The 22333-nt window shown below is 75.0% G+C and carries 24 protein-coding genes; 17 read left to right on the forward strand and 7 right to left on the reverse strand.

The genetic code is table 11. The annotated features are described in order from the left end of the window. The first annotated feature begins 206 nt into the window (after window positions 1–206). The 3 genes from ACI79P_RS20160 to ACI79P_RS20170 all read left to right on the forward strand — a co-directional run bounded on the left by ACI79P_RS20160 (window position 207) and on the right by ACI79P_RS20170 (window position 2981). On the forward strand, window positions 207–641 hold the full coding sequence (locus tag ACI79P_RS20160; protein ID WP_456582843.1) for a response regulator transcription factor: 435 nt from the start codon (window positions 207–209) through the stop codon (window positions 639–641). Beyond that, window positions 638–2410: a sensor histidine kinase gene (locus ACI79P_RS20165; protein ID WP_456582844.1), complete on the forward strand. Its 1773-nt coding sequence runs from the start codon at window positions 638–640 to the stop codon at window positions 2408–2410. The genes ACI79P_RS20160 and ACI79P_RS20165 overlap by 4 nt, the downstream gene beginning before the upstream one ends. Before the next feature lie 166 nt (window positions 2411–2576). Further along, the gene (locus ACI79P_RS20170) at window positions 2577–2981 is read left to right on the forward strand and encodes an Hpt domain-containing protein (protein WP_456582845.1); all 405 of its coding nucleotides are present in this window, start codon (window positions 2577–2579) and stop codon (window positions 2979–2981) included. A gap of 99 nt (window positions 2982–3080) precedes the next feature. Here ACI79P_RS20170 and ACI79P_RS20175 read toward each other — a convergent pair whose 3' ends face one another. Further along, complete coding sequence (locus tag ACI79P_RS20175; protein WP_456582846.1) at window positions 3081–3800, reverse strand: response regulator; 720 nt, start codon at window positions 3798–3800, stop codon at window positions 3081–3083. Between the two features lie 248 nt (window positions 3801–4048). Between ACI79P_RS20175 and ACI79P_RS20180 the strand changes: the two genes are divergently transcribed. Together ACI79P_RS20180 and ACI79P_RS20185 are read left to right on the forward strand one after the other, a co-directional pair. Continuing rightward, window positions 4049–4357 (forward strand): response regulator, encoded by a 309-nt coding sequence (locus tag ACI79P_RS20180; protein ID WP_456582847.1) that lies wholly within the window; start codon window positions 4049–4051, stop codon window positions 4355–4357. Continuing rightward, the gene (locus tag ACI79P_RS20185; protein WP_456582848.1) at window positions 4354–5103 is read left to right on the forward strand and encodes a histidinol-phosphatase; all 750 of its coding nucleotides are present in this window, start codon (window positions 4354–4356) and stop codon (window positions 5101–5103) included. The genes ACI79P_RS20180 and ACI79P_RS20185 overlap by 4 nt, the downstream gene beginning before the upstream one ends. A gap of 106 nt (window positions 5104–5209) precedes the next feature. Here the strand turns inward: ACI79P_RS20185 and ACI79P_RS20190 are convergent, their stop codons facing one another. Continuing rightward, a complete protein-coding gene (locus ACI79P_RS20190; protein ID WP_456582849.1) occupies window positions 5210–6388 on the reverse strand; it encodes an acyl-CoA dehydrogenase family protein in 1179 nt (392 codons plus the stop codon). A 120-nt stretch (window positions 6389–6508) separates the two neighbouring features. Further along, on the reverse strand, window positions 6509–7291 hold the full coding sequence (locus ACI79P_RS20195; RefSeq protein ID WP_456582850.1) for an isocitrate lyase/PEP mutase family protein: 783 nt from the start codon (window positions 7289–7291) through the stop codon (window positions 6509–6511). A gap of 140 nt (window positions 7292–7431) precedes the next feature. Here ACI79P_RS20195 and ACI79P_RS20200 point away from each other — a divergent pair, with 140 nt between their 5' ends. Together ACI79P_RS20200 and bfr are read left to right on the forward strand one after the other, a co-directional pair. Next, the gene (locus ACI79P_RS20200) at window positions 7432–7662 is read left to right on the forward strand and encodes a (2Fe-2S)-binding protein (protein WP_456582851.1); all 231 of its coding nucleotides are present in this window, start codon (window positions 7432–7434) and stop codon (window positions 7660–7662) included. After that, entirely contained in the window at window positions 7649–8131 is a 483-nt protein-coding gene (gene bfr, locus ACI79P_RS20205; protein ID WP_456582852.1) for a bacterioferritin, read from the forward strand. The genes ACI79P_RS20200 and bfr overlap by 14 nt, the downstream gene beginning before the upstream one ends. Before the next feature lie 108 nt (window positions 8132–8239). On the opposite strand, the gene ACI79P_RS20210 is transcribed toward bfr, so the two are convergent. Continuing rightward, entirely contained in the window at window positions 8240–9199 is a 960-nt protein-coding gene (locus tag ACI79P_RS20210; protein WP_456582853.1) for an ABC transporter substrate-binding protein, read from the reverse strand. A gap of 135 nt (window positions 9200–9334) precedes the next feature. Between ACI79P_RS20210 and ACI79P_RS20215 the strand changes: the two genes are divergently transcribed. Together ACI79P_RS20215 and ACI79P_RS20220 are read left to right on the forward strand one after the other, a co-directional pair. Continuing rightward, entirely contained in the window at window positions 9335–10273 is a 939-nt protein-coding gene (locus ACI79P_RS20215) for a siderophore-interacting protein (protein ID WP_456582854.1), read from the forward strand. Between the two features lie 48 nt (window positions 10274–10321). Then, complete coding sequence (locus ACI79P_RS20220; protein WP_456582855.1) at window positions 10322–10540, forward strand: hypothetical protein; 219 nt, start codon at window positions 10322–10324, stop codon at window positions 10538–10540. Here the strand turns inward: ACI79P_RS20220 and ACI79P_RS20225 are convergent. After that, window positions 10537–11337, reverse strand: a complete 801-nt coding sequence (locus ACI79P_RS20225; RefSeq protein WP_456582856.1) for a MerR family transcriptional regulator — start codon at window positions 11335–11337, stop codon at window positions 10537–10539. The genes ACI79P_RS20220 and ACI79P_RS20225 overlap by 4 nt on opposite strands. An 89-nt stretch (window positions 11338–11426) precedes the next feature. On the opposite strand from ACI79P_RS20225, the gene ACI79P_RS20230 reads away from it, so the two are divergent. The 4 genes from ACI79P_RS20230 (at window position 11427) to ACI79P_RS20245 (ending at window position 15448) form a co-directional block, all read left to right on the forward strand. Further along, window positions 11427–13280, forward strand: coding sequence for a hypothetical protein (locus ACI79P_RS20230; RefSeq protein WP_456582857.1), 1854 nt, complete (start codon window positions 11427–11429; stop codon window positions 13278–13280). Beyond that, window positions 13277–13711 carry a hypothetical protein gene (locus tag ACI79P_RS20235; RefSeq protein WP_456582858.1) on the forward strand — a complete coding sequence of 145 codons (435 nt, stop codon included), beginning with the start codon at window positions 13277–13279 and terminating at the stop codon, window positions 13709–13711. The genes ACI79P_RS20230 and ACI79P_RS20235 overlap by 4 nt, the downstream gene beginning before the upstream one ends. Continuing rightward, window positions 13708–15012: a hypothetical protein gene (locus ACI79P_RS20240; protein ID WP_456582859.1), complete on the forward strand. Its 1305-nt coding sequence runs from the start codon at window positions 13708–13710 to the stop codon at window positions 15010–15012. Before ACI79P_RS20235 ends, ACI79P_RS20240 begins: the two co-directional genes overlap by 4 nt. Before the next feature lie 142 nt (window positions 15013–15154). Then, a complete protein-coding gene (locus ACI79P_RS20245; protein WP_456582860.1) occupies window positions 15155–15448 on the forward strand; it encodes a flagellar FlbD family protein in 294 nt (97 codons plus the stop codon). A 57-nt stretch (window positions 15449–15505) separates the two neighbouring features. Here the strand turns inward: ACI79P_RS20245 and ACI79P_RS20250 are convergent, their stop codons facing one another. Continuing rightward, complete coding sequence (locus ACI79P_RS20250; protein ID WP_456582861.1) at window positions 15506–16369, reverse strand: SGNH/GDSL hydrolase family protein; 864 nt, start codon at window positions 16367–16369, stop codon at window positions 15506–15508. A gap of 112 nt (window positions 16370–16481) precedes the next feature. Here ACI79P_RS20250 and ACI79P_RS20255 point away from each other — a divergent pair, with 112 nt between their 5' ends. The 3 genes from ACI79P_RS20255 to ACI79P_RS20265 all read left to right on the forward strand — a co-directional run bounded on the left by ACI79P_RS20255 (window position 16482) and on the right by ACI79P_RS20265 (window position 19773). Next, window positions 16482–17171: an SGNH/GDSL hydrolase family protein gene (locus tag ACI79P_RS20255; RefSeq protein WP_456582862.1), complete on the forward strand. Its 690-nt coding sequence runs from the start codon at window positions 16482–16484 to the stop codon at window positions 17169–17171. A 513-nt stretch (window positions 17172–17684) separates the two neighbouring features. Next, window positions 17685–18674 (forward strand): Gfo/Idh/MocA family protein, encoded by a 990-nt coding sequence (locus ACI79P_RS20260; protein WP_456582863.1) that lies wholly within the window; start codon window positions 17685–17687, stop codon window positions 18672–18674. Next, window positions 18667–19773 (forward strand): zinc-dependent alcohol dehydrogenase, encoded by a 1107-nt coding sequence (locus tag ACI79P_RS20265; RefSeq protein WP_456582864.1) that lies wholly within the window; start codon window positions 18667–18669, stop codon window positions 19771–19773. The genes ACI79P_RS20260 and ACI79P_RS20265 overlap by 8 nt, the downstream gene beginning before the upstream one ends. A gap of 65 nt (window positions 19774–19838) precedes the next feature. Here the strand turns inward: ACI79P_RS20265 and ACI79P_RS20270 are convergent, their stop codons facing one another. After that, window positions 19839–21167 carry a glycosyltransferase family 4 protein gene (locus ACI79P_RS20270; protein ID WP_456582865.1) on the reverse strand — a complete coding sequence of 443 codons (1329 nt, stop codon included), beginning with the start codon at window positions 21165–21167 and terminating at the stop codon, window positions 19839–19841. Between the two features lie 132 nt (window positions 21168–21299). Between ACI79P_RS20270 and ACI79P_RS20275 the strand changes: the two genes are divergently transcribed. After that, entirely contained in the window at window positions 21300–22313 is a 1014-nt protein-coding gene (locus tag ACI79P_RS20275; protein WP_456582866.1) for an aldo/keto reductase family protein, read from the forward strand. Window positions 22314–22333: the final 20 nt, after the last annotated feature.

Here is a 22333-nt window from a genome sequence, read left to right on the forward strand (position 1 = left end):
CCCGCCCCCCCCCCCCCCCCCCCCGCCCCCCCCCCGGCCGCGCGCGCGCCGCCCCCGGAGCCTGTCCGCGCCCGCCACCCCACCCCGAGGGGTGAGGTGGTGTGGCCCCAGCTGGAGGCCCCCCGTCGGGGCGCCGTTCCTCCCAGGGACGACGACACCGGTCCTTCCCCAGCCGCGGGCGGGGCCCACGACCGACGGGAGTCCCCGTGGACACGGTCCTGCACTCCCCCGGCGGGCCCGCCGGGCCGGCCCCGGGCGGCGCGGTCCGCGTGCCGGTGGCCGACGACGAGGACGACATCCGCGACCTCGTGTGCCTCGCCGTGCGCAAGACCCGCTGCGAGCTGGTCGCCGCCGTCCCCGACGGCACGGCGGCCCTGGCCGCGGCGCGGTCGCAACTGCCCGACCTGGCCGTCCTCGACGTCTCCATGCCGGGAGCGACGGGCCTGGAGGTCTGCGGCGCCCTCCGCGGCACGCCCGCGACCGCGGGCATCCGCATCCTGCTGCTGTCGGCCGGCGCGTCCCCGGACGAGGTCGCCCACGGCCTGGCCGCGGGCGCCGACGCCTACCTACCGAAGCCGTCCACCGTCTCCGGTCTCGTGCATCAGGTGCGGGCGCTCGCGGTGCGGCGGCCGGTGGCATGAGCCTCGCCGTCCTCGATCGCCCGCAGGACGCCGGCCGCCCCCGGACCCGTCGGTCCACCGGACCGGCCGGCTCGCCGGACGCCCTCCACGGACCACTGCTGGGCACGGTGCTGTTCGCCGCGGCCGCGCTGCTGCTGCTGGCGGGTGCCGTCCCCGTCGTCGACCGCGGCCTCGTGCTCGCGGGGCTGGCCGCCGCCTCGGCCGCCACCGGCGCCTGGGTCACCCTCGGCTCGCGACCCCTCGTCGGCTCCGTCGCCGTCCCGGTGGGGCAGCTGGGCGCCGTCGCCCTCCTGCACGCGGGTACCGGCTCCGCCGCCGCCCTGTTGCTCCTCGTCGGCCCGCTGTGGGCCCTCGCCACCCGGCCGGACCGCCGCGGCGTGCTGATCGGGGTGCTCGGCGGCACCGCGGTCCTGGCGGTGCCCGTGCTCGCGACCCCGCTGACCGCCGCCGGCGACCTGCTGCTGGGGACGCTGGTGGTCGCCGTCGGGAGCCTGGCCGTCAACGAGAACACCCGCCGCCTGGGCACCCAGGCGGACCACATCGCCCAGCTGCAGCGGGAGCAGGCGGCGCTGCTCGAGCAGGTGCGGAGCCGCGCCGACGAGCTGGACACCGCCTCGCGCATCCTCGCCGCCCGGGCGCAGACCATGACGAGCGTGATCGACGCCGTCACCGAGCAGTCGATCATCGGCACCGACCGGGACGGCACCATCCGCGTCTGGAACCCCGGCGCGGAGAAGATGCTGGGCGTGCTCCGGCCGGACGTGGTCCGCACCCGCTCGATCCTCGACTTCCACCTGCCGGAGGAGCTCGCCGCGGTGGCCGAGGACCGCGGCTGCGGCAGCGGCCTGGAGGCGCTCGTGCACGCCGCCCGCGAGCACGGCAGCGACGTCCGTGACTGGACCTACGTCGCCGCCGACGGGAGCCACCGCACCGTGTCGGTCGCCATCACCCCGCGCTCGGACGACCGCGGGGCGCACGCCGGCTGGAACTTCGTCGGCACCGACATGACCGAGGCCCGCGCCACCGAGCGGGCGAAGGACCAGTTCGTCAACCTGATCAGCCACGAGCTGCGCACCCCGCTGAGCTCGATCCTCGGGTACCTGGAGCTGGTCATGGACGACGAGGACCAATCCCTCACCGACGAGCAGCGGCAGTACCTGTCCACGGTGGAGCGCAACGCCCAGCGGCTGCTCCGGCTGGTCGGCGACCTCCTCTTCACCGCGCAGGTGGAGAGCGGCCGGTTCACCCTGCAGCCGGCCGACGTCGACCTGGCCGGCGTCGTCCGCGCCGCGGAGGAGACCGCTCGGGTGGCCGCCACCGGCGCGGGCGTGCAGATCGTCGTCGACGTGCCGGACGAGGGCCTGGTGGTCTCCGGGGACGCCGTCCGCCTCGGGCAGGCGTGCGACAACCTCGTGTCCAACGCCGTGAAGTTCACCCCCGTCGGCGGGGAGGTGCGCCTGGTCCTGCGGCCGATGTGGCGGACCCCCGGCGGGGAGCTCCGCGCGGACCGGGCGCCCGGTGCCGAGCCGCTCGCGCAGCTCTCGGTCAGCGACACCGGTATGGGCATCCCCGCCGGTGAGCAGGGGCAGCTGTTCACCCGGTTCTTCCGGTCCTCCACCGCCCAGCGCAACGCCGTGCCGGGGGTGGGGCTCGGGCTCACGATCACCAAGGCGATCACCACCGCCCACGGCGGCACGCTGGACCTGGTCAGCGCCGAGGGCGTCGGCACCACCTTCACCATGACGCTCCCGGCCCCCGCGGCGGCCTGAGCCGCGGGCCCCTCCGCCCTGCCCCGCACCTGTCGGGGCAGGGCGGAGGCCTTCCGTTCTTGCGGATTCCTTGCGCATCGCTCGCGGACGGCCTGCGGTTCGCCCCGCAGAGTCCTCTGTGCCGCCGGACGACCGGCGCCCACCCGGACGCAGGAGACGCACGGACATGAGCAGCCTGCCCGCGGATCGGACGGCCCCTGCCCCCGGCCGGACCGTCGCGATCGTCTCCCGCGCCGGCCTCCTCGGCTTCCTGCGCGCCCGGACCACGGGGCCGGGCGCGCAGGCCGGGGACGCCGGCGCGGACGACGACCTGGTGGACGCCGAGCTGATGACCCGGCTCCAGGACCTCTACGCCGACGCGCTGCCCTCCCGGCTCTCCGCCATCGACCGGCACACGCGCACGGGTGACGTGACCGCGGTCGCCTTCGCCGCGCACGCCCTCGCCGGGACCAGCGGTCAGCTGGGCCACCCGGAGGTCGCCTCCATCTGCCGCGAGATCGCCGCCGACGCCCGCCGCGGGGTGCTCGCCCACTCCCGGGTGGCCCGCTTGCAGGAGCTCGTCGGCGTCTGAAGCGCCCGGACCCCCGGGGGCATAGGAAGCTTCACCGGCGTCCTACGGCCCCGAGGCGGGTGGACAGCTTCCTATGCCCCGGCGGCGGCTCGGGGTCGGCTAGGCGGCGGCGGTGGCGACGAGCCGGTAGCCGACGCCCCGCACGGTCTTGATCTCCGGGGAGTTCAGCCCCGCGGCCACGAGCTTCCGGCGCAGGTTCGACATGTGCGCCTCGACCAGGCGCAGGTTGCCCTCCCAGTCGGTGTGCCAGACCTCGCGCAGCAGCGTCTCCCGCTGGAGCACCCGGCCCGGTCGCGAGGCGAGGGCGGCGAGCAGGTCGAACTCGGTGCGGGTGAGGTCGACGACGGCGCCGTCCACCCGCACCTCGCGGCTGTCCTCGTCGACCTCCAGCTCGGCGAGCCGGCGCACCGACTCGTCCACCGGCGCGGGCGCCCCGGCCGGCTGCGGCCCGGTCCGCGGGAACCGGAGCATCGCCTGCACCCGGGCCACGAGCTCGCGCGGGGAGAACGGCTTGGCCATGTACCCGTCGGCACCGACGGCCAGCCCGATGAGCAGGTCGACCTCCTCGGCGCGGGCGGTGAGCATGAGGACGTAGCAGGGCGTCTCCGCGCGGATCTGCCGGCACACCTCGGTGCCGTCGGCGTCCGGGAGGCCGAGGTCGAGCACGATCAGGTCCGGCTGGTCGCGCCGCACCTCCTCGAGCGCCTCGGCACCGGTGCCCACGGCCCGCACGGCGAAGCCGGCCCGCTCGAGCACGGTGGTCACGAGCTCGCGGATCTCCGGGGTGTCCTCCACCACGAGCACGGACTGCTCCGGCACGACGTCCTCCTCGCTGGTCGCTGTGCGTGCCGAGGCTGGTCCTCCGGTCACCTGACCGGGTGATCGGCAGGCGCGCCCGTGGGCTTGAGCGGGCGTCGCGTCGCCCGCGGGGGCGGCCCCACCCCATGGGGTGAGGGGTGGGGAGCCCGGCTCACGGGTCCCGCGGTCGCGGCCGTCAACTCCCGCGGGGACACACGCGTTCCCCCTCCCGGCCAGCCCGGGGGACCCGACCGACGGGAGCCGGAACCGTGGACGGTGCTCTGCACGTCCTGGTCGTCGACGACGACCCCGACACCGCACTCTTCGTACGCACCGTGCTGCAGCGGGGCGGCATGGCCGTGACCACGTGCGCGGACCCGCTGGAGGCGCTGGCCCTGGCCTCGCGTTCCGAGTTCGACGCGGCGATCACCGACATCGAGATGCCGGGCATGCCCGGGCTCGAGTTCCTCGACGGGCTGCGCCAGCTGCGCCCCGCGGCACCGAGGGTCGCCCGGCCCTGCCTGGCGGACGTCTTCCCCTCCCCGTCCCACGTCGTCGCCCAGGAGGCCGCCCGATGACCACCGCCGTGCAGCACCTCGACCTGCTGCTCACCGACCACCACGTGCACTCCACCTGGTCCGCCGACGCCGTCAGCGCGCCGATGGAGAACCTGATCTCCGCCCGCGACACCGGGCTGGCCAGCATCCGCATGGTCGACCACGTCCGGTCGACGACGACGTGGGTGCCCGGCTTCCTCGCCGAGGTGGCCGCGCTGCCCCGCATCGAGGGGCTCGAGGTGCTCACCGGCGTCGAGGCGAAGATCCTGGACGCCTCCGGGCGCCTCGACGTCCCCGACGACCTCCTCGTCGGGCCGGGCGGGGTGGACCGCATCCTCATCGCCGACCACCAGTTCCCCGGGCTGGACGGCCCGTGGAGCCCCCGCCGCACGCTCGAGGAGATGGAGGGCGGGCTGTCCGCCGAGGACGCGCTCTCCCTCCTCGTCGACGCGACCGTGCGGGCCATGGAGCGGGCCGGTCGCGGTCAGCTGGCCCACCTCTTCTCGGTGCTGCCCAAGATCGGGTTGCACGAGAGCGAGCTGCTCGACGAGCACATCGCCGCGATCGCGCGGGCCGCGGTGCGCACCGGCACCACGGTCGAGGTCAACGAGAAGTGGCGCTGCCCCGGGCCCCGCGTGGTGCTGGCCCTCGCCGCCGCCGGCGTGACCCTGGTCGGCTCCACCGACAGCCACGCGGCCACGACCGTGGGCCGCTACTCCTGGGTCGCCGACGCGGCGTCCGCGACCCGGCTGGTCGGCGCTCGGTGACCGTCTTCTCCGCCGGCGTCGGACGTCGCGGCGATCGGTAGACCGCCCGGAGACCGCGGCCCGGCCCGCCCCCCTGACCCGGGGCGGCCGGGCCGCACTCGTCGGCTCAGGTGAAAGCGCTGATCCCGGTGAGCGCCCGCCCGACGATGAGCTGGTTGATCTCGCGGGTGCCCTCGTAGGAGTAGAGCGCCTCGGCGTCGTTGAAGAACCGGACGACGTCCCGCTCGAGCAGGATGCCGTTGCCGCCGAGGAGCTCCCGCGCCCAGCCCACGGTCTGCCGTGCCTGGCTGGTCACGTAGCTCTTGGCCAGCGCGGCGTGGTCGTCGCGGAAGACGCCCTCCTCCTGGAGCTGGGCGACGCGCACCGCCATGCCGAGGCTGGCGGTCACGTTGCCGGCCATCCGCGCCAGCAGGTCCTGGATGAGCTGGAAGCCGGCGATCGGGCGGCCGAACTGCTCCCGCTCCTTCGCGTAGGCAAGCGCCGCCTCGAACGCCCCCATCTGGCACCCCACGGCGTTCCACGCGACCCCGCCGCGGGTCAGCTTGAGCACCCGGTTGACGTCCTTGAACGTGTTGCCGCCCTCGAGCTTGTTCTCCGCCGGGATGCGGCAGCCCTCGAAGGTGATGTCGGCGTTCTGCACCGTGCGGAGCGCGTACTTGCCCTCCATCTTGGTGGCGGCGAACCCGGGGGTGCCCTTCTCCACCACGAAGGTCTTCACCGAGTCGTCGGCGACGTCGCGGGCGAAGACGACGACGAGGTCGGCGAAGGTGCCGTTGCCGATCCACCGCTTGGCGCCGTCGATGACCCACTCGTCACCGTCCCGCCGGGCGGTGGTCTCCAGTCCGAGGGCGACGTCGGAGCCGCCGTGCGGCTCGGTGAGCGCGAAGCAGCCGATCTTCTCCAGGGCGAGCATGCCGGGCAGCCAGCGCCGCTTCTGCTCCTCGGAGCCCAGGGTGACGATCGACCCCATCGCCAGGCCGTTGTGCACGCCGAGGAAGGTGGCCATCGACGGGTCGACGCGCGAGGTCTCCAGCGCGATGAAGCCGGTGAACAACCGGGACCCCCGTGGGGAGCCCTCGGTGTCGTAGCTCCGGCCGACCAGGCCGGCCTCGGCGAACTTCGGGATCAGCTCCATCGGGAAGGTGGCGGCCTCCCAGTGCTCGTTGACCCGGGGCCTGACCTCCTCCTGCAGGAACGCCCGGATGCCGGCGAGCTCCTCCCGCTCCTCGGCCGGCAGCAGCGACTCGTAGGCGAACAGGTCGCCGGGTAGCAGGTCGTCGGTCATGCGGGTGTCCTCTCGTCGGTGGCGTCCGGCTCCTACCCGCCGCTCCCCCGCCGCAACTCGACCGCCGCCGGCGGGGGTGCCGTCGCGGTCAGCCGCTCCGACCCCCGCACGCCGAGCCGCCTAGCTCAGCTTCCGGGTGCCCGCGGGCAGCACCCCGCCGGCGAGCAGCTCCGCCGTCACGTCCTGCAGGGCGGTCAGTGCGGCCCGCTGCGCGAACGGGCCGGTGGAGACCCGGGTGACGCCCATCCGCTCCAGCTCCGCGACCGGCGGCGTGGCGCCGGGGACGGCGAGCAGGCTCAGCCTCCCCCGGCCCAGCGCCCCGACCAGCGCGGCGATCTCGTCGGCGGCGACGACGCCGGGCACGAAGACCGCGGCCGCGCCGGCGGCCAGGAAGGCGCGGCCCCGGTGCGCCGCCTCCTCCAGCAGGGCCGCGCGGTCGGCGCCCTCCGGCGCGAGCAGGACGACGTCGGTGCGGGCGTTGAGCACGAAGTCGACGCCGGCGGCGCGGCCGGCCGCGAGCACCTCCGCCACCGCGGCGACCGCCTCGTCCAGCGGGCGGCGCGCGTCCTCGAGGTTGCCGCCGACGGCGCCGGCCGCGATCACCTGCGCCGCCGTCCCGCCCGGGTCGCCGTACCCGGCCTCCATGTCCACGGAGACCGGCAGCTCGGCGGCGGCGGCGATCCGCCGCACCACGTCCAGGTGCAGGTCCAGCGGGATGCGCTCGCCGTCCTCGTACCCGAGGGACGCCGCGATGGCGTGGCTGGCGGTGGCCAGGGCACCGGTCCCCGGCGTGGCGGCCACCACCCGGGCCGAGGTCACGTCCCAGACGTTGGCCAGGACCAGGATGCGGGGATCGGTGTGGAGCCGCAGGAGGGTGCGGGCGCGGGATGCCAGGTCGGCCATGCCGGCAACCTAGGCGCCGCCGTGGTGCCCTGACCAGTGGTCTGGCGCAAGCCGGTCAGGTAAGGCTAACCTGCACCCGTTGCCCGGGGCAGGTGCCGGAGCAGCACCGCCCTGCCGTCTCGCGATAGGCGACCCGCTCCATGTACGTGTGCCACTGCAACGTGGTGACCGACCGCGACATCCTCGAGGCCATCGCCAACGGCGCGCGCTGCGTCGCCGACGTCGCCCGCGAGACCGGGGCCGGGCGCACCTGCGGCAACTGCGTCGACTCGCTCCGCGACCTGGTGTGTCAGCATTGCCCGGTCCGGGCCGGGCGCGCGACCGAGCGTTCGGCCGAGCGAGAGCTGGGAGTATCCGGTGCAGCCCGTTAGCCCCCGCGTGGTCGAACTGCTCAACGACGCACTGACCTTCGAACTGACGGTCACCAACACATACTTCCTCAACGCCCGCATGCTCGACGCCTGGGGTCTGCCCAAGCTGGGCAAGGTCTACTACGACCTCTCCATCGACGAGATGCGCGACGCGGACGCCCTCATCCAGCGCATCCTGCTCTTCGACGGCCACCCCAACCTGCAGCGCCTCGGCGCGATCCGCGTGGGCGAGACCGCCGAGGAGATGCTGGTGCTCGCGCTCGACAGCGAGAAGGCCGCCGTCGCCCAGTTCAACGCCTCGGCCAAGGAGTGCCACGACCTCGGCGACCACGGCACCGCGTCGGTGTTCGAGGAGATGGTCCTCGACGAGGAGAAGCACGCCGACTGGTTCGAGGCGCAGCTCGCCGCCATCGAGCGGGTGGGCTCCCCGCAGTACCTGGCCGCGCAGATCTCCACCGAGACGCCCTGAAGAAGGACCCCTCTGCCCCCCACGCGTCGCAGGCTCGGCGCGGGACCCTGCGGAGGGGCCGAGCACGGAGGGCCGCCCCCCGATCACCGGGAGGCGGCCCTCGGCGCGTCAGCCGGCGAGCAGGTCCTCCAGCGCCTCGAGCTGGAGGGTCGCGGCGGTGAGCCCGATACCGGTGTAGAAGACGTCGTCCTCCACGGCGAAGGCCCGGCCGTCGGTGACGGCGGTCAGCAGCGGCCACAGCGGTCCGGCCACGACCTGCGCCTCACCGGATTCGGCTGCCGGGCCGAAGGACGAGTACAGGATGACGTCGGCATCGGCCTCGGTGATCTCCTCCGGGCTCAGCTCCACGAAGGTGGGGATCTCGCCCTCGGGCAGGTCGACGTGGTCCAGGCCGATGTCGGCCAGGACCGTGCCGATGAACGACTCCGGCTGGTAGGCGCGGATCGGGCCACCGACGAAGCGGATCGGGCTGACCGTCGTCTCCGCGGGGTTCCCCACGGCCTGCCCGACCTCGTCGGCCCGCTCCTCGTACTCGGCGAGCGCGGCCTCGGCCTCCTCCTCCTTGCCCAGCGCCTCGGCGGCGAGCTCGAGGTTCTCCTTCCAGGTCACCCCGAGGAACTCGGCGAACACCGTGGGGGCGATCTGCGACAGCTGGTCGTACAGGGCCTCGTGGCGCACGGAGTTGGACAGGATGAGGTCGGGCTGCAGCGCCGCGATCTCCTCCAGGTCCGGCTCGGCGATGGTGCCGACGACCTCGACGCCCTCGGCGTCGTCGGCGAGGTAGCTGAGGAACTCCTCGGAGACGTCGGTGGTCACCGCGCCCACCGGGGTCACCCCGAGGGAGAGCGCCGAGTCCAGCTCGCCGGTGTCCAGGACGACGACCCGCTGCGGCTCCGCCGGGATCGCGGTGGTGCCCATGGCGTGCTCGACCGTGCGGGGGAACTCGGCCTCGCCGGCGGCCGCCGCGGCCGCCACCCCGTCGTCGGGTTCGGCGTTCCCACCGCAGGCGGCCAGGGCGAGGGCGGCCACCACGGCGAGGGCGGTCGCGCGGAAGGGGCGCATGGTCATCGTTCTCCTTCGGACGGCGCAGGTCAGGGGATGTGCATCTGGATCGGCCGGCGTCGGTGTGGAACACTGCCGGAAGCCAGGTGAGGCTAGCCTAAGTAAGCGGGGCGCCCACACCGACCGAGCCCGGGAGCCGCCGTGACCGTCGAGATCGCGCAGATCCCCGCCTACCGCACCTTCCCGGTGCAGGTCGCGCGGGTGCAGCGGCTCAGCCCGAGCTTCCTGCGGATCACCTTCACCGGGCCGGAGATGGACGACCTGACGTCCAACGGCCGGGACCAGCGGATCAAGGTCATGCTGCCGCTGCCGGGGCGCGGCATCCTCGACTGCCCGGCCGGCGAGGATTGGTACGGCGCCTGGCGCGCCCTGCCGCCGGAGCGCCGGATGCCGATCCGCACGTACACCGTCCGGGCGCTGCGCCCCGAGCACCGCGAGGTCGACGTCGACTTCGTCCTGCACGGCGCCACCGGGCCCGCCTCCGCCTGGGCCGAGCAGGCCGCCGCCGGCGACGAGGTGGTCCTGGTCGCGCCGAACGCCCGCTTCCCCGGCGAGACGGGCGGCTTCGAGTGGCACCCGCCGGCCGACGCCTCCTGCCTGCTGATCGCCGGCGACGAGACCGCGGTGCCGGCGATCTGCGCGATCGTCGAGGGCCTGCCCGCGGGCCGGCGCGCCAAGGTCCTGCTCGAGGTGCCGACGGCCGGTGACGCCCTGGACGTCGCCGCCCCGGCCGGGGTGGAGATCACCTGGCTGCCCCGCTGGCCCGCCGACGGCGCCCCCGCCGCGCCGCGTGGGCAGCTGCTCACCGAGGCCGTCCTGGCCGCGGTGCGCGAGCTGGGCGAGCTGATCGCCCCCTCCCCCGCGCCCGACCTGGCCGACGTGGACGTCGACGAGGGCATCCTCTGGGAGGTCCCCGCCGAGGGCGCCGCCGCGGCCGGCTCCTCCGGTGTCTACGCCTGGCTCGCCGGCGAGGCCGGTGTGGTCAAGGGCCTGCGCCGGCACCTGGTGCAGGAGGCCGGGGTCGACCGCCGGTCGGTGGCCTTCATGGGCTACTGGCGCGAGGGCCGCGGCTCCGACTGACGCCGCCTGCGTTTGACATCGTGTCATCGTGCGGTGTCACATGAGGCCGTGCCTGGCTACGACGTCCTCGCCACGGACGGCCTGAGCGTCATCGGGACCGTCGGCTTCTTCGTGCCCGCGGCCGTCCTGGTGGCGCTGGTCGCCGGCGCCGTCGTGCGCGACCGCCGGCTCACCGCGCGGGAGGCGGCGGCCGAGGCCGACCGCGAGGGCAGGACCCGGGAGCGGATCGCCGACGGCGAGCCCTCCGACCGCCCGCCGAACGGTTAGCCCCCGGGCACGGACCGGTCGCCGGGCTCCCGCTGGTCCTCGAGCTCACCCAGGGCCGCCTCCACGGCGCCGGCCACCTCCGCGGCCATCTCGGTGCGGAACGCCGCCAGCACCGCCTGCGCCGCCACCGGCTGGAGCCGGGTGACCGTGGCGAGGATGTCGTCGAGCTGCTCCGGCGGCGCGCCCGCCTCCACGAAGGCCCGCCAGACGGTGTCGACGAACAACTGGACGTAGGTGCGGCCGATCGCCCGCACGTGCTCGTCGACCTGCGCCTGGGCCGCCAGCAGCGCCGTGGCCGGCACGCCGAGCCCCACGACCTGGAGCCCGGCCATGAGCAGGGCCGGGTCGTGCACGTGGAGGCGCTCCTCGTCGAGCCGCTCCACGATGCCGTGCTCCACCAGCTGGTCGATCAGCTCGGGGTCGACGGGCGCGCCCGTCCGGGCGGCCAGCTCGGGGCCCGTGGCGACCTCCGGCTCCGGCGGGAGCCAGGGCTTCAGGAGCGCCCGGTGCAGCGAGAGGGTGGCCGAGCTGGCGGTGGGCGGCGCGCCGGTGAGGGTGCGCTCGATCATCGCCAGCGAGTAGCCCTCGGCGAGCATCTCGCGCACCAGCAGCAGTCGGGCGACGTGCTCGCGGCCGTAGTAGCCGGTGCGGCCGGCCAGCCTCGGCGGGGGCAGCAGCCCGCGTGCCGAGTAGGCCCGCACGTTCCGCACGGTGAGCCCCACGCGGGCGGCCAGCTCGTCGACGGTCAGCTCGCGCTCGGCGTCCTCACCGGCCGGCCCGGGCGGTGCTGCGCTCACCTGCTCCCCCTCTCCTCGTCACCTCAGCCTATGTCGCTCGTTCCATGTACCAGTTGCCGATGTAACTGTTACTGATGTTCCATAGCTACATGCCTGGAAGGGAAACCGTGCTGCTCACCGCCGAGACACGACCGGCCGGAGGTGCCGCCCTGGGCGAGGTCGTCCTCGCCACGGGCATCGGCGCCCTCCTGACGGTGGTCCTGCTGGCCCTGGTCCTCGCGCACCGCACCCGGCGGTCCACCGTGCTCACGCGGGTGGGCGACCGGCTGGGCGCCGCCACCGGCGCGCCGGCCTGGGTGGCGCTCCCGACCCTGCTCACCACGGTCTCGCTGCTCACGGCCCTGCTCGGGATGCTGTGGGACATCGCGCTGCACATCGGCGTGGGCCGCGACGAGGGACCGCTGGCCAACCCGGCCCACTACCTCATCCTCTTCGGGCTCTTCGGTGTCTTCGCCGGCGGCGTGCTCGCCTGCGCCATGCCGCTGGACGAGCGGCCCGGCCCGGCCGCCGTGCGGTTCGTCCGCGGCTGGGACGTCCCGGTCGGCGGCATCCTGCTCACGTGCGCGGGCTTCTACGCGCTGCTCGGCTTCCCCCTCGACGACGTGTGGCACCGCATGTTCGGCCAGGACGTGACGCTGTGGGGCCCCACGCACCTGATGCTGATCGGCGGCGCCGGCCTGTCGATCATCGGGCTGCTCGTCCTGGAGCAGGAGGGCCACGGCGGGCTCTCCACCGACGACGGGGACCGGGCGGGCGGCCGCACCGCGCGGTTCGCCCGGCGGACCTCGGCCATGGGCGGGCTGCTGCTGGGCATGTCGGTGTTCCAGGGCGAGTACGACTTCGACGTGCCGCAGTTCCGGCTGGTGCTGGAGCCGTTCCTCATCGCCGCGGCCGCCGGCATCGCGCTGGTAGCCGCCCGCATGTTCATCGGCCGCGGCGGCGCGCTCGCCGCGACGGCGTTCTTCCTCGTCGTCCGCAGCGCCATCGCGCTGGTCGTCGGCCCGGTCTTCGACGAGATCGTCCCCACGTTCCCGCTCTACCTGGGGTCGGCGCTCCTGGTCGAGCTCCTGGCCCTGGCGCTCCCCCCGGCCCGCCGGCCCCTGCTGTTCGGCGCCCTGGCCGGCGTCGCCATCGGCACCGTCGGCCACGCGACCGAGGCCGGGTGGACCCGCGTCGTCCAGGAGCTCACCTGGGGCAGCGACATCCTGGTCGAGGGCACGCTCATGGCGCTCGCCGGCGGCGTCGCCGGGGCCGTGCTCGGGGCACTGCTCGCCTCCGGCCTGCGCCGCCGGCTGCCGCGTCCCGCCGTCGCCCGCGGGGCGCTGCTGGCCTGCCTCGCCGTGCTCGCGGCGGCGGTCGCGAACGGCCTGGTCGCGACCGTGCCCGACGACGTCGAGGCGACCTTCACCATCGAGGAGGTCACCACCGAGCCCCGCACCGCGCAGATCGGCGTCCGGCTGGACCCGGCCGGCTTCCCGGACGACCCCGCGTGGGTGCAGATCACCGCGTGGCAGGGCCAGGGCCTGGTCGTGACCCCCCTGGAACGGGTCGGCGAGGGCGAGTACCGGACGACCGAGCCCGTGCCGCTGCACGGCACGTGGAAGACGCTGCTGCGCGTGCACGACGGGCGCGTGCTCACCGCGTTCCCGATCTACCTGCCGCGGGACGAGGCCATCCCCGCCGACGAGATCCCGGCCGAGGACGGCATGACCCGCAGCGCGATCCCCGAGATCGACATCCTGCAGCGGGAGCTGAAGGACGCCGGCGGTGGCCTCTGGCTGGTGGCGAACCTCGTGGTCCTGGCCTGCACGCTCGCGCTCGTCGCCGCGATGGCCTGGGGCGTGGGCCGGTACGCCCGCCGCGCCGCCGTGGCGGAGCCGTTCGCCGACGCCCCTGCCGACGGCCCCCTGGAGCGCGTGACCACCGGGGCGGTGCGCCGGTGACCCGCCGCGGGGCGGCAGCCGCCGCCCTGGTGCCGCTGGCGCTGGTGCTGGCCGGCTGCGCCGGCACGCCGGCCCCCGCCGGCGAGAGGACGGCGGCACCGGCCGCCGTCTCCGCCGTGGCGACCACCCCCGGCGGCAGCTCCCCGCCGGCCCCCCCGTCCGAGGCGGCGGGCCGGCGGATCGAGGTGCGGTACGCCGACGGCCAGGTCACCGGCGGCACGAGCCGGGTGCCGGTGCCGGTCGGCGAGCCGGTCACCGTCGTCGTCACCTCCGACGTCGCCGACGAGGCCCACCTGCACGGGTACGACGTCCTGGCCGGCCTCGTCCCGGGGCAGCCGGCGGAGCTGGCGTTCGACGCCACGATCCCCGGGGTGTTCGAGCTGGAGCTGCACCGGGCCGGGACGGTGCTGCTCACGCTGCAGGTCGGGTGAGCCTCCTCGCGCACGGGGTCGGCTCGCGCACGGACCTCCCGATCCCGATCGGCTTCGCGCTGTACGGCGCGGGCGCGGCGATCCTGGTCGGCTTCGCCGTCCTGCTGCTGTTCTGGCGCACGCCGCGGCTGGGTGGCCCGGAGTCGGGCCGCCCGCTGCCCGCCGGCCTGCAGCGGCTCCTCGACGGCGCCCCGCTGCGGCGGGGGCTCCAGGCGCTGGCGCTGGCGGTCTCGGCCTTCGTCGTCGCGGTCGCGCTGCTCGGGCCCGACGAGACCTCGGGCAACCTGGCGCCCTGGGTCCTGTACGTGACGTTCTGGGTGGGGCTCGTGCCGGCGAGCCTGCTCCTCGGGCCGGTCTGGCGGGTGGCGAACCCGCTCCGGCTGCTGCACCGCCTGCTGCGCCCCGCCGTGCCCGCGCCACCCGGCGCCGCACGGCTGGCCTCCCTGGGGGTCTGGCCCGCCGCGGGTTCCCTCCTGGTCTTCGTCTGGCTGGAACTGGTCTTCCCGGGCCGCGCCGAGCCGGTGACCGTCGCGGTGTTCCTGCTGCTGCACGCCTTCGTGCACGTGGCGTTGTCGCTGTGGTTCGGCGAGGGGTGGTTCGCCCGCGGCGACGGGTTCGAGGCCTACTCCGCGCTGGTCGCCCGACTCTCCCCCTGGGGACGGCGGGACGACGGCCGGCTGGTGCTGCGCAACCCGCTCGCCAACGCCCTCGCCACCCCGGCCGAACCGGGGCTGGCCGCCCTCGTGGTCGTGCTGCTGGGCTCGACCGGCTTCGACGGGCTCACCCGCACGGTGTGGTGGCAGACCGGTCCGGGGGCGGGGGACGACGCGCTCTCGGGCACCGTGGGGCTGCTGGCGTCGATCGCCGTGGTCGCCGTCCTCTACGCGCTGGGCACCCGGCTCTCCGGTCGGCTGGCCGGTCAGGACCCGGGCGTCCAGCCGGGGCGGTACGCGGCCACCGTCATCCCGATCGCGCTGGGCTACACGGTCGCGCACTACTTCAGCCTGCTGCTCCTCGACGGGCAGCGGACCTGGATCCTGGTGAGCAACCCGTTCGGCGCGTCCGGCGTCGACCTGTTCGGCACCTACGGCAACCGGGTCGACCTCACCGCGGTGGGCTCGGACGCGATCGCGCTGGTGCAGGTGGGGGCGATCATCGCCGGCCACGTCGCCGGGGTGACGCTGGCGCACGAGCGCGCGCTGCTCTCGGCCCGGCACGCGCGGGCGTCCGACCAGCTCCCGCTGGTCGTCGTGATGGTGCTGCTCACCCTCGGCGGGCTGGGGCTGCTGTTCGGCTTCTGAGCCCGGTCCGCTCACCCCTTCGGGCGCTTCCCGCGCTCGCCGCCTCCAGCACCGGCCCCGGCCTGCCGATGGCCCCCGTGCCGGACCGACCTCCGGACCGGCCCACCGGTCCCCGGGCCGACGAGTGCGAAAGGACCGCCTCGTGATCGCTGTGACCTGCCGCAACGGCGAGCACTTCTCCGTCGACCCCGACCAGATCGAGCGGATCGAGCGCCACGCCGACACGGTCGTCCACCTGGTCGACGGCACCCACTACGTCGTCGCGACGGCGTTCGAGGAGGTCCTGCGCTCGATCGCCGCCCACCGCGCCGGTGCGCTCGTCGCCCGGTCGCGGCTCACCGACGGGTACGCCGCCCTGCCGGCCGCTGCCCGGCTCGCCCGGCGGCGCGGCAGCGGCCGCGCGCCCGAGCCGGGGCTGGGCGCCGTCCCCCACTGACGACGGCGGCCCGGCCGGGGCGCCTCCCCGACCGGGCCGCCGCACGCCGCGCTCAGCTCAGCGGCGGTCGAGCCGCAGCACCGCCATGGCGCGTGCGGCCATCTCCGCCTCGCCCAGCGCGTTGGGGTGCACGATCACCGGGTTCAGACCCTGCAGCACCGGCTCGATCCAGCGGACGCCGATCGGCTGGCAGGCGTCGTGGCCGTCCGAGACCCGGCTCAGGTCGACGTAGGTGACCCCGGACATGGACGCCGCCCGCCGCACCACGTCGTTGAGGGTCGCCTGGAGGTCGCGCAGGTACGGGATGTCACCCGCGGCGATGGTCATGCGGTCGAAGCAACCGCCGCTGGCCGGCACGATCCAGGGGTAGCCGAGGATCGCGACCCGCGCGTTCGGCGCCGCCGCCCGCACCGCCCGCAGGGCCTCCACCAGCGCCGGGAAGGTGGTGCTGCGCACCGTGTCGGTGAACGAGGTGCCGTACCGGTCCTTGCACGGGCTGCCCTGGCCGAGCGTGCTGAGCCCGGCCGAGCTGCAGGCCAGGACCGAGTTGATGAAGACGCCGCTGTCGTTGCCGCCGATCGTCATGGTGACCAGCTGGGTGTCGCGGCCCAGCGCCTGGAGCTGCGGGGCGACCCCCGGGTGCTGCCCGGTGAAGAAGTCGCCGGTCTCCGCGCCCCCGCAGGTCACGTCGGTGAGCTGGGCGCCGATCGCGCGGGCGATCACGTTCGGGTAGTTGCGGGTCGAGCGCAGGCACTGCGGCGGGGCCGCGAGGTCCGGCGGGAGGACGCCGGAGGCCGCGCTGTAGGAGTCGCCGAGGGCGACGTAGCGCAGCGGGGCCGGCGCGGCCTGGGCCGAGGGCGCCACCACGACGCCGGTGAGGACCGCGACGGCGGCGAGGACGCAGGTAGCGAGACGGCGCACGTCTCCTCCAGATCGGGTGGGGGCGGTGTGCGCGGACCAACGCGCGACCTCGTCAGCGGTTACGCAGGTCACACAGGTACCCGCCCGTCGGTCGGCCGCTACCGTCGGGTCCATGGGCCGGAGGCGCGTCGTGCTGGCCGTCGTCGCGGTGCTGGCCCTGCTCTCGGCGGCCTCGGTGCTCGTCCGCGACAGCCCCGGCAACCGGCTCGCGCACGCGGTCCTGCACTTCGAGTGCTTCCTGTCCGCGTCCGACGAGCCGGGCGGCACCGTGGCCCTCGGCGACTCGATCACCGCCGGGAGCCACGTGGGGGCGCTGCCCATCGGGGTCGACGACGCGTACGTCGACGTGCTCGGCTGCCGCGAGGACTCCCCCATCACCTATGGCGGCAACTTCGGGGTCGGCGGGGAACGCAGCGACGAGATCCTCGCCCGGGTGCCCGAGGCGCTCGCCCCGCGCCCGGCCACGGTGCTCGTGCTCGCCGGCACGAACGACGTCCGGCAGGGCCGCGCCGAGGGGACGATCGACACGCTGACCCGGATCGCCGAGGAGATCGAGGCCGGCGGGGCGGCGCCCGTCTTCGCCACCCTCCCCCCGAGCGCCGAGTTCCCCGCCGAGACCATGGCCCTCAACGAGCGGCTGCGCGCCTGGGCGGACGAGCGCGGGGTGGAGCTGCTCGACTTCTGGACGCCGCTGGCCGACCCGGACGGCACCTTCGCCGAAGGCATGAGCGACGACGGCACCCACCCCTCGGCCGCGGGCACGGACGTGCTGGCCGACGTCGTCGCCGACGCCCTCGGCTGAGTGGCGCGAACGCCGCTAGCTGCGCCGGCGCCACCAGGGTCGGTACCGGCAGCGGCAGAAGTCGGCCAGTTCGAGGCAGTCGTCGCACGTCATGCCGACCAGGGTGGAACGCGCCGGCCCGGACCGGTGCCACCTCGAGGCCGGCCCTCACCCGATGGGGCCGGGTGCCGATGGGCAGGCGTCGATGCGTGCCCTCATCGACGAGTCGCGCTGGGCGCGCTGCCGCCGGAGCCCTCGTGGGGCGGGGACGATCCCGCCGGCCGCTCGTGTGGACCGGTGGCGCCTGACCGCAGGGGCTCGTCGTCGGCTGCCGCCGACGGTACGGGGAATCCGGCGGGGCGGAGATGACCACGGCAACGGGGGGCGGCCCACGGCGCACAGCGCGCGACGGACGGACCCAGCCGGTAGCTTGCACGGCACCGACCCACCGGCGCCGTCACCGCGACGGGCCGGACGCGCGGCCCCGGCGGGTCGTCGGCAGCGAGGAGGCGCGGTGGACGGCCGGAGCCCGGCATGAGGCGGCTGCGGGTGGCCTGCGTGGGCAGCGGCTTCATCGCCGGCCAGCACCTGCGAGCTCTCGCCCACCTGCCCGAGGTCGACGTCGTGGCCATCGCCGACAGCCAGCCGGAGCGCGCCGAGGAGACCGCCACGCGGTACGGGGCACGCCCGTACGGGGACGGGTTGGCGTTGCTGGAGACGGAGGATCTCGACGCGGTCTGGTTGTGCGTGCCGCCGTTCGCGCACGGGGCCCTCGAGGCAGCGGCGATCGACCGCGGACTGCCGTTCTTCGTCGAGAAGCCCCTCGCGTCGGACCTGCCGACCGCGGAGGCCGTCGCCGGCCGGCTGGCGGGGACGGCGCTCCCGACCGCGGTGGGCTACCACTGGCGGCACCTCGACGTCGTGCAGCGTGCCGCTGACCTGCTCGCCGACGAGCCCGTCCACCTCCTCACCGGCTACTGGCTGGACAAGACGCCCCCGGTCCCGTGGTGGCCGAGCCGGGGGCACTCCGGCGGCCAGGTGGTGGAGCAGACGACGCACATCTTCGACCTCGCCCGCCGGTTGGCCGGAGAGGTCGAGACGGTGGCGGCCGTGGAGCGAAGCGCCCCGGAGGGGCCGGAGGACGTCCCCACCGCCTCCGCCGCGCTGCTGCTATTCGCCTCGGGGGTGGTGGGCAGCGTCTCCTCCACCCGGGTGCTGGGCTGGCGCCACCGGGTCGCTCTCCAGGTGGTGACGGGTGGGTGCGTCCTCGAGCTGTCCGAGCGTGGGCTCACCGACCACGAGCTCCGGGTGACCACTGCCGAGGGCGAGGAGGTCCTGCGGTCCGAGCAGGACCCGATCGCCACGGAGGACCGCGAGTTCGTCGACGTCCTGCTCGGCCGGGTGCAGCAGGCCCGTGTCCCCTACGGGGAGGCGCTGCGCACGCACGTCCTGGCCTGCGCCGCCGACCGCGCTGCCCGCGAGGGGGTTCCGGTGCGGCTCACGGACGGCGACGTGGATGGCTGAGCGGCGGGTGCGGTCCATCGGCGTGGCCGAGCCCGGCCGGCCCGTGATCCTGGACGACGCGGAGCCCGAGCCGGGACCGGGGCAGGCGTGGGTGGCCACCGAGTGGTCCGGTATCAGTGCCGGGACCGAGGTCGCCCTCGTCCGCGGGACCGACCCGCAGCACCGGTTGGGCTGGGACCCGGACCTGCGGGCCTTCGGGGTGGGCACCCGGGACGGCTACCCGAAGCGCAGCCTCGGCTACATGGAGGTCGGCCGGGTGACCGAGAGCAACACGGAGGCCCTGCAGATCGGGACTCGCGTCGCCATGGCCTACGGCCACCGCACCGGCCGCTGTGCCGATCCCGCCCGCACGACGGCGATCACGGTGCCGGACGACCTCGATCCCGTGCTCGGGATCTACCTCGCGCAGATGGGCCCGATCTGCGTCAACGGCCTCCTCCACGCCGCCGCGGCGCTCGCCGGGCCCGAGGCTCCCCTGGACGCCGGCGTCCGGGACCGCCACGTGCTCATCACAGGTGCCGGCGTCATCGGGCTCCTCACCGCTCTGCTCGCCGTCCGGCACGGTGCGGCGGCGGTGGCCGTCGCCGAACCGTCCGCTCAGCGGCGCGCGGTCGCGGACGCCCTCGGACTCGACACCATCGACGACGCCGACGGCCGCGGCTGGCTCGAGGCCAAGCACCGCTGGCGGCACGGTCCAGGAGATGCCGGCGCCGACGTCGTCCTCCAGTGCCGCGGGCACGACGTCGCCCTCGCCACCGCCCTGAAAGCCCTGCGGCCGCAAGGCACGGTGGTCGACCTGGGCTTCTACCAAGCCGGTGCCGAGGCCGTCCGGCTGGGCGAGGAGTTCCACCACAACGGCCTGGCGCTGGTCTGCGCGCAGATCGGCCGGGTGCCACGAGGCATGGCGAGGACATGGACGCGCACAGCGCTGGCGGCGGCCACCCTCGACCTGCTGCGGGACCGCGGCGCGCAGATCCGCACGTCGCTGGTCACCGATGTCCTTCCCTTCGAGGACGGCCCCCGTTTCCTGGCCGACCTGGCCGGTCGACGGCTGGCGAGCCCACCGCTGCAGGCGGTGCTGCAGTTCGGGCCCGGCTGACCCACCGCGCGCCTGCCAGAGCACCACGTGCTGTGCTGGCGGTGCGCAGCACGTCGAACGGTCCTTCACGGCCCCTCGGCAGTCGCTGCGCTCCTCGGGCGTGAGGACGGCGGGTTCCCCGCATCGCGGACAGCGAGCGACCGGGCGAACGGCTCGGCAGACGACTCGGCACCACGGCAGGCGCTCCCGATCGGTGGTCGGGGCGACGTCAGGACGTCCTCGTAGACGCGCAGGGTGTCCTGCGCCATCCGCCGCGCGGTGAACAGTTCCACGTACCGGCGGTGGCCGGCCTGCGCGTACTGCTGCCGCAGGGCCGGGTCGGCGAGCAGTTCGGCGATCGCCTCGGCGAGGGCGGGCGGGTCCTCGGGCGGCACGAGGGTCCCGGTCACCCCGGAGACCACGACCTCCGCCGTTCCGATGACGTCGGTGGCGACCACGGGGAGCGCGGCGTCCATCGCCTCCAGTGCCGCCAGCGGCATCCCCTCCTGGCGGGACGGCAGGACGAAGACGTCGGCGGCGTCCAGCAGCATCCGGGCGTCCGTGCGGTATCCGGGTAGGTGGAGGAAGTCGGCCACGCCGAGCTCGGCCGCCTGGCGGGCCAGGTCGTCGGCCAGGTAGCCGCCGCCGACGATGACCACCGCCAGGCACGGGAAGCGTGCCGCGAGGGCAGGGATCGCCGCCACCAGGTGGCGCTGCCCCTTCTGCACGAGGAGCCGGCCCACGTTCATGACGACCATGTGGTCGGGGCGCAGGCCCAGTGCTCGCCGCGCGGCCGCCCGGCCGGGAGCCGGTCCTCGGGGGACGATCCCGTTCGGGACGGTCACCAACCGGTCGGCGGGCACCCCGATGCGCTCGTGCGTGAGCCGCACCCCCTCGGAGACCGCGATGAGCCGGTCCACCGCGGTGATGGCCCGGAAGAACGGCGCCCGCTTCCGCGGGTTCAACAGCCACGGCTGGTGCTGGGTCTGCACCACGGCCGGCACGCCGGCCCGGCGCGCCGCCCGGGCGCCGTCGAAGTTCTCCCGCCCGCTGCCCACGTGGATGTGGAACACGTCCGCCGGGTGGGCGCTGAGGAAGTCGACGACGGCCTGACCGAACTCGGGGTCTCGCGGAGGAGGAAGAGCGCGGGTGACGACCCCCAGCGCCTCGGCACGGTCGAGGACCCGGCGCCCGCTCGCCGTCCCCCAGCAGAGCACCGAGACGTCGGCCTCCGACCGGAACTCCGCAGCCAGGTCGAGCATGTGGGAGCCCATCCCGGAGGGGTCGACCGACGGGGAGTACAGGCAGATCGACAGCCGTCGGCGACGCCACGCCGGGCACCCGGATGCCAGGCACGACTCCCCCGCTGCTGAGGGACCGAGGCCGTCAGTCGCCTCGTCGGCCGCGGTCGCCATCGACCACCTCTTCTCCGCTCTCGTTGGCCGCACGATGGCGGGGAGAGGTCGATCGCGCAAGTGCCTCCGCTCCCTGCTCCCACCCGGCGCTCCACGGGCCGGGCGGCGTGGCTGCGACTACGGTCGGACGGCGTGGAGTTCCGTCGACTGGGCCGGTCGGGCCTGAACGTCTCGCAGATCGCCTTCGGCAACTGGCTGACGCACGGCAGCCAGGTGGAGGAGGACGCCGCCGTCGCCTGCGTGCAGGCGGCGCTCGACGTCGGGATCACCACGTTCGACACCGCCGACGTGTATGCCGGCACGGCCGCCGAATCCGTGCTCGGCCGCGCACTCGCCGGTCAGCGCCGTGAGGGTCTGGAGATCGCGACCAAGGTCTACTGGCCGACGGGGCCCGGCCCCAACGACCGCGGGCTGTCCCGCAAGCACGTCACCGAGAGCTGCCACGCGTCGCTCCGGCGGCTCGGGACCGACTACATCGACCTCTACCAAGCGCACCGCTACGACCCCACGGTGCCGCTGGAGGAGACGATGACCGCCTTCGCGGACCTCGTGCGGGCCGGCAAGGTGCTCTACCTCGGCGTCTCGGAGTGGCAGGCCGACCAGATCGCCGCCGCAGCCTCCCTGGCCCGGGAGCTGGGAGTGCAGCTGATCAGCAACCAGCCGCAGTACTCGATGCTCTGGCGGGTCATCGAGGCCCAGGTCGTTCCCACCTGCGAGCAGGAGGGGCTGTCCCAGATCGTCTGGTCGCCGCTGGCCCAGGGAGTGCTCACCGGCAAGTACCGGCCCGGGGAGCAGCCGCCGGAGGGCAGCCGGGCCAGCCACACCGGAGTCGGCTTCCAGGTGGCGGGGTTCCTCGCCGACGACGTCCTGGTCCGCGTGCAGCGGCTGCGTCCCATCGCCGATGATCTTGGCCTGACGATGGCGCAGCTCGCGCTGGCCTGGGTGCTGCAGAACCCGAACGTCGCCGCGGCGATCATCGGCGCCAGCCGTCCCGAGCAGGTCCACGACAACGTCAAGGCGGCCGGGGTCCGGCTCGAGGCCGACGTCATGACCCGCGTCGACGAGGTGCTCGGCGACGTCGTCGAACGCGACCCCAGGACCGTCTTCCTGCCCGCGGACAAGGCGGCGAGGGAAGCGGCGGCCTGACGGCTCCCGACCGAGCCGGC

The sequence above is a fragment of the Blastococcus sp. SYSU DS0510 genome (assembly GCF_054050835.1).

Excerpts from the sequence above, each read along its gene's own strand:
- ACI79P_RS20185 (WP_456582848.1), top strand. The coding sequence starts at position 4,354 with ATGACCACCGCCGTGCAGCACCTCGACCTGCTGCTCACCGACCACCAC.
- ACI79P_RS20270 (WP_456582865.1), bottom strand. The coding sequence starts at position 21,167 with ATGGCGACCGCGGCCGACGAGGCGACTGACGGCCTCGGTCCCTCAGCA.
- ACI79P_RS20200 (WP_456582851.1), top strand. The coding sequence starts at position 7,432 with ATGTACGTGTGCCACTGCAACGTGGTGACCGACCGCGACATCCTCGAG.
- ACI79P_RS20255 (WP_456582862.1), top strand. The coding sequence starts at position 16,482 with ATGGGCCGGAGGCGCGTCGTGCTGGCCGTCGTCGCGGTGCTGGCCCTG.
- ACI79P_RS20265 (WP_456582864.1), top strand. The coding sequence starts at position 18,667 with ATGGCTGAGCGGCGGGTGCGGTCCATCGGCGTGGCCGAGCCCGGCCGG.
- ACI79P_RS20260 (WP_456582863.1), top strand. The coding sequence starts at position 17,685 with ATGAGGCGGCTGCGGGTGGCCTGCGTGGGCAGCGGCTTCATCGCCGGC.
- ACI79P_RS20190 (WP_456582849.1), bottom strand. The coding sequence starts at position 6,388 with ATGACCGACGACCTGCTACCCGGCGACCTGTTCGCCTACGAGTCGCTG.
- ACI79P_RS20170 (WP_456582845.1), top strand. The coding sequence starts at position 2,577 with ATGAGCAGCCTGCCCGCGGATCGGACGGCCCCTGCCCCCGGCCGGACC.
- ACI79P_RS20230 (WP_456582857.1), top strand. The coding sequence starts at position 11,427 with ATGCCTGGAAGGGAAACCGTGCTGCTCACCGCCGAGACACGACCGGCC.
- ACI79P_RS20210 (WP_456582853.1), bottom strand. The coding sequence starts at position 9,199 with ATGACCATGCGCCCCTTCCGCGCGACCGCCCTCGCCGTGGTGGCCGCC.
- ACI79P_RS20165 (WP_456582844.1), top strand. The coding sequence starts at position 638 with ATGAGCCTCGCCGTCCTCGATCGCCCGCAGGACGCCGGCCGCCCCCGG.
- ACI79P_RS20195 (WP_456582850.1), bottom strand. The coding sequence starts at position 7,291 with ATGGCCGACCTGGCATCCCGCGCCCGCACCCTCCTGCGGCTCCACACC.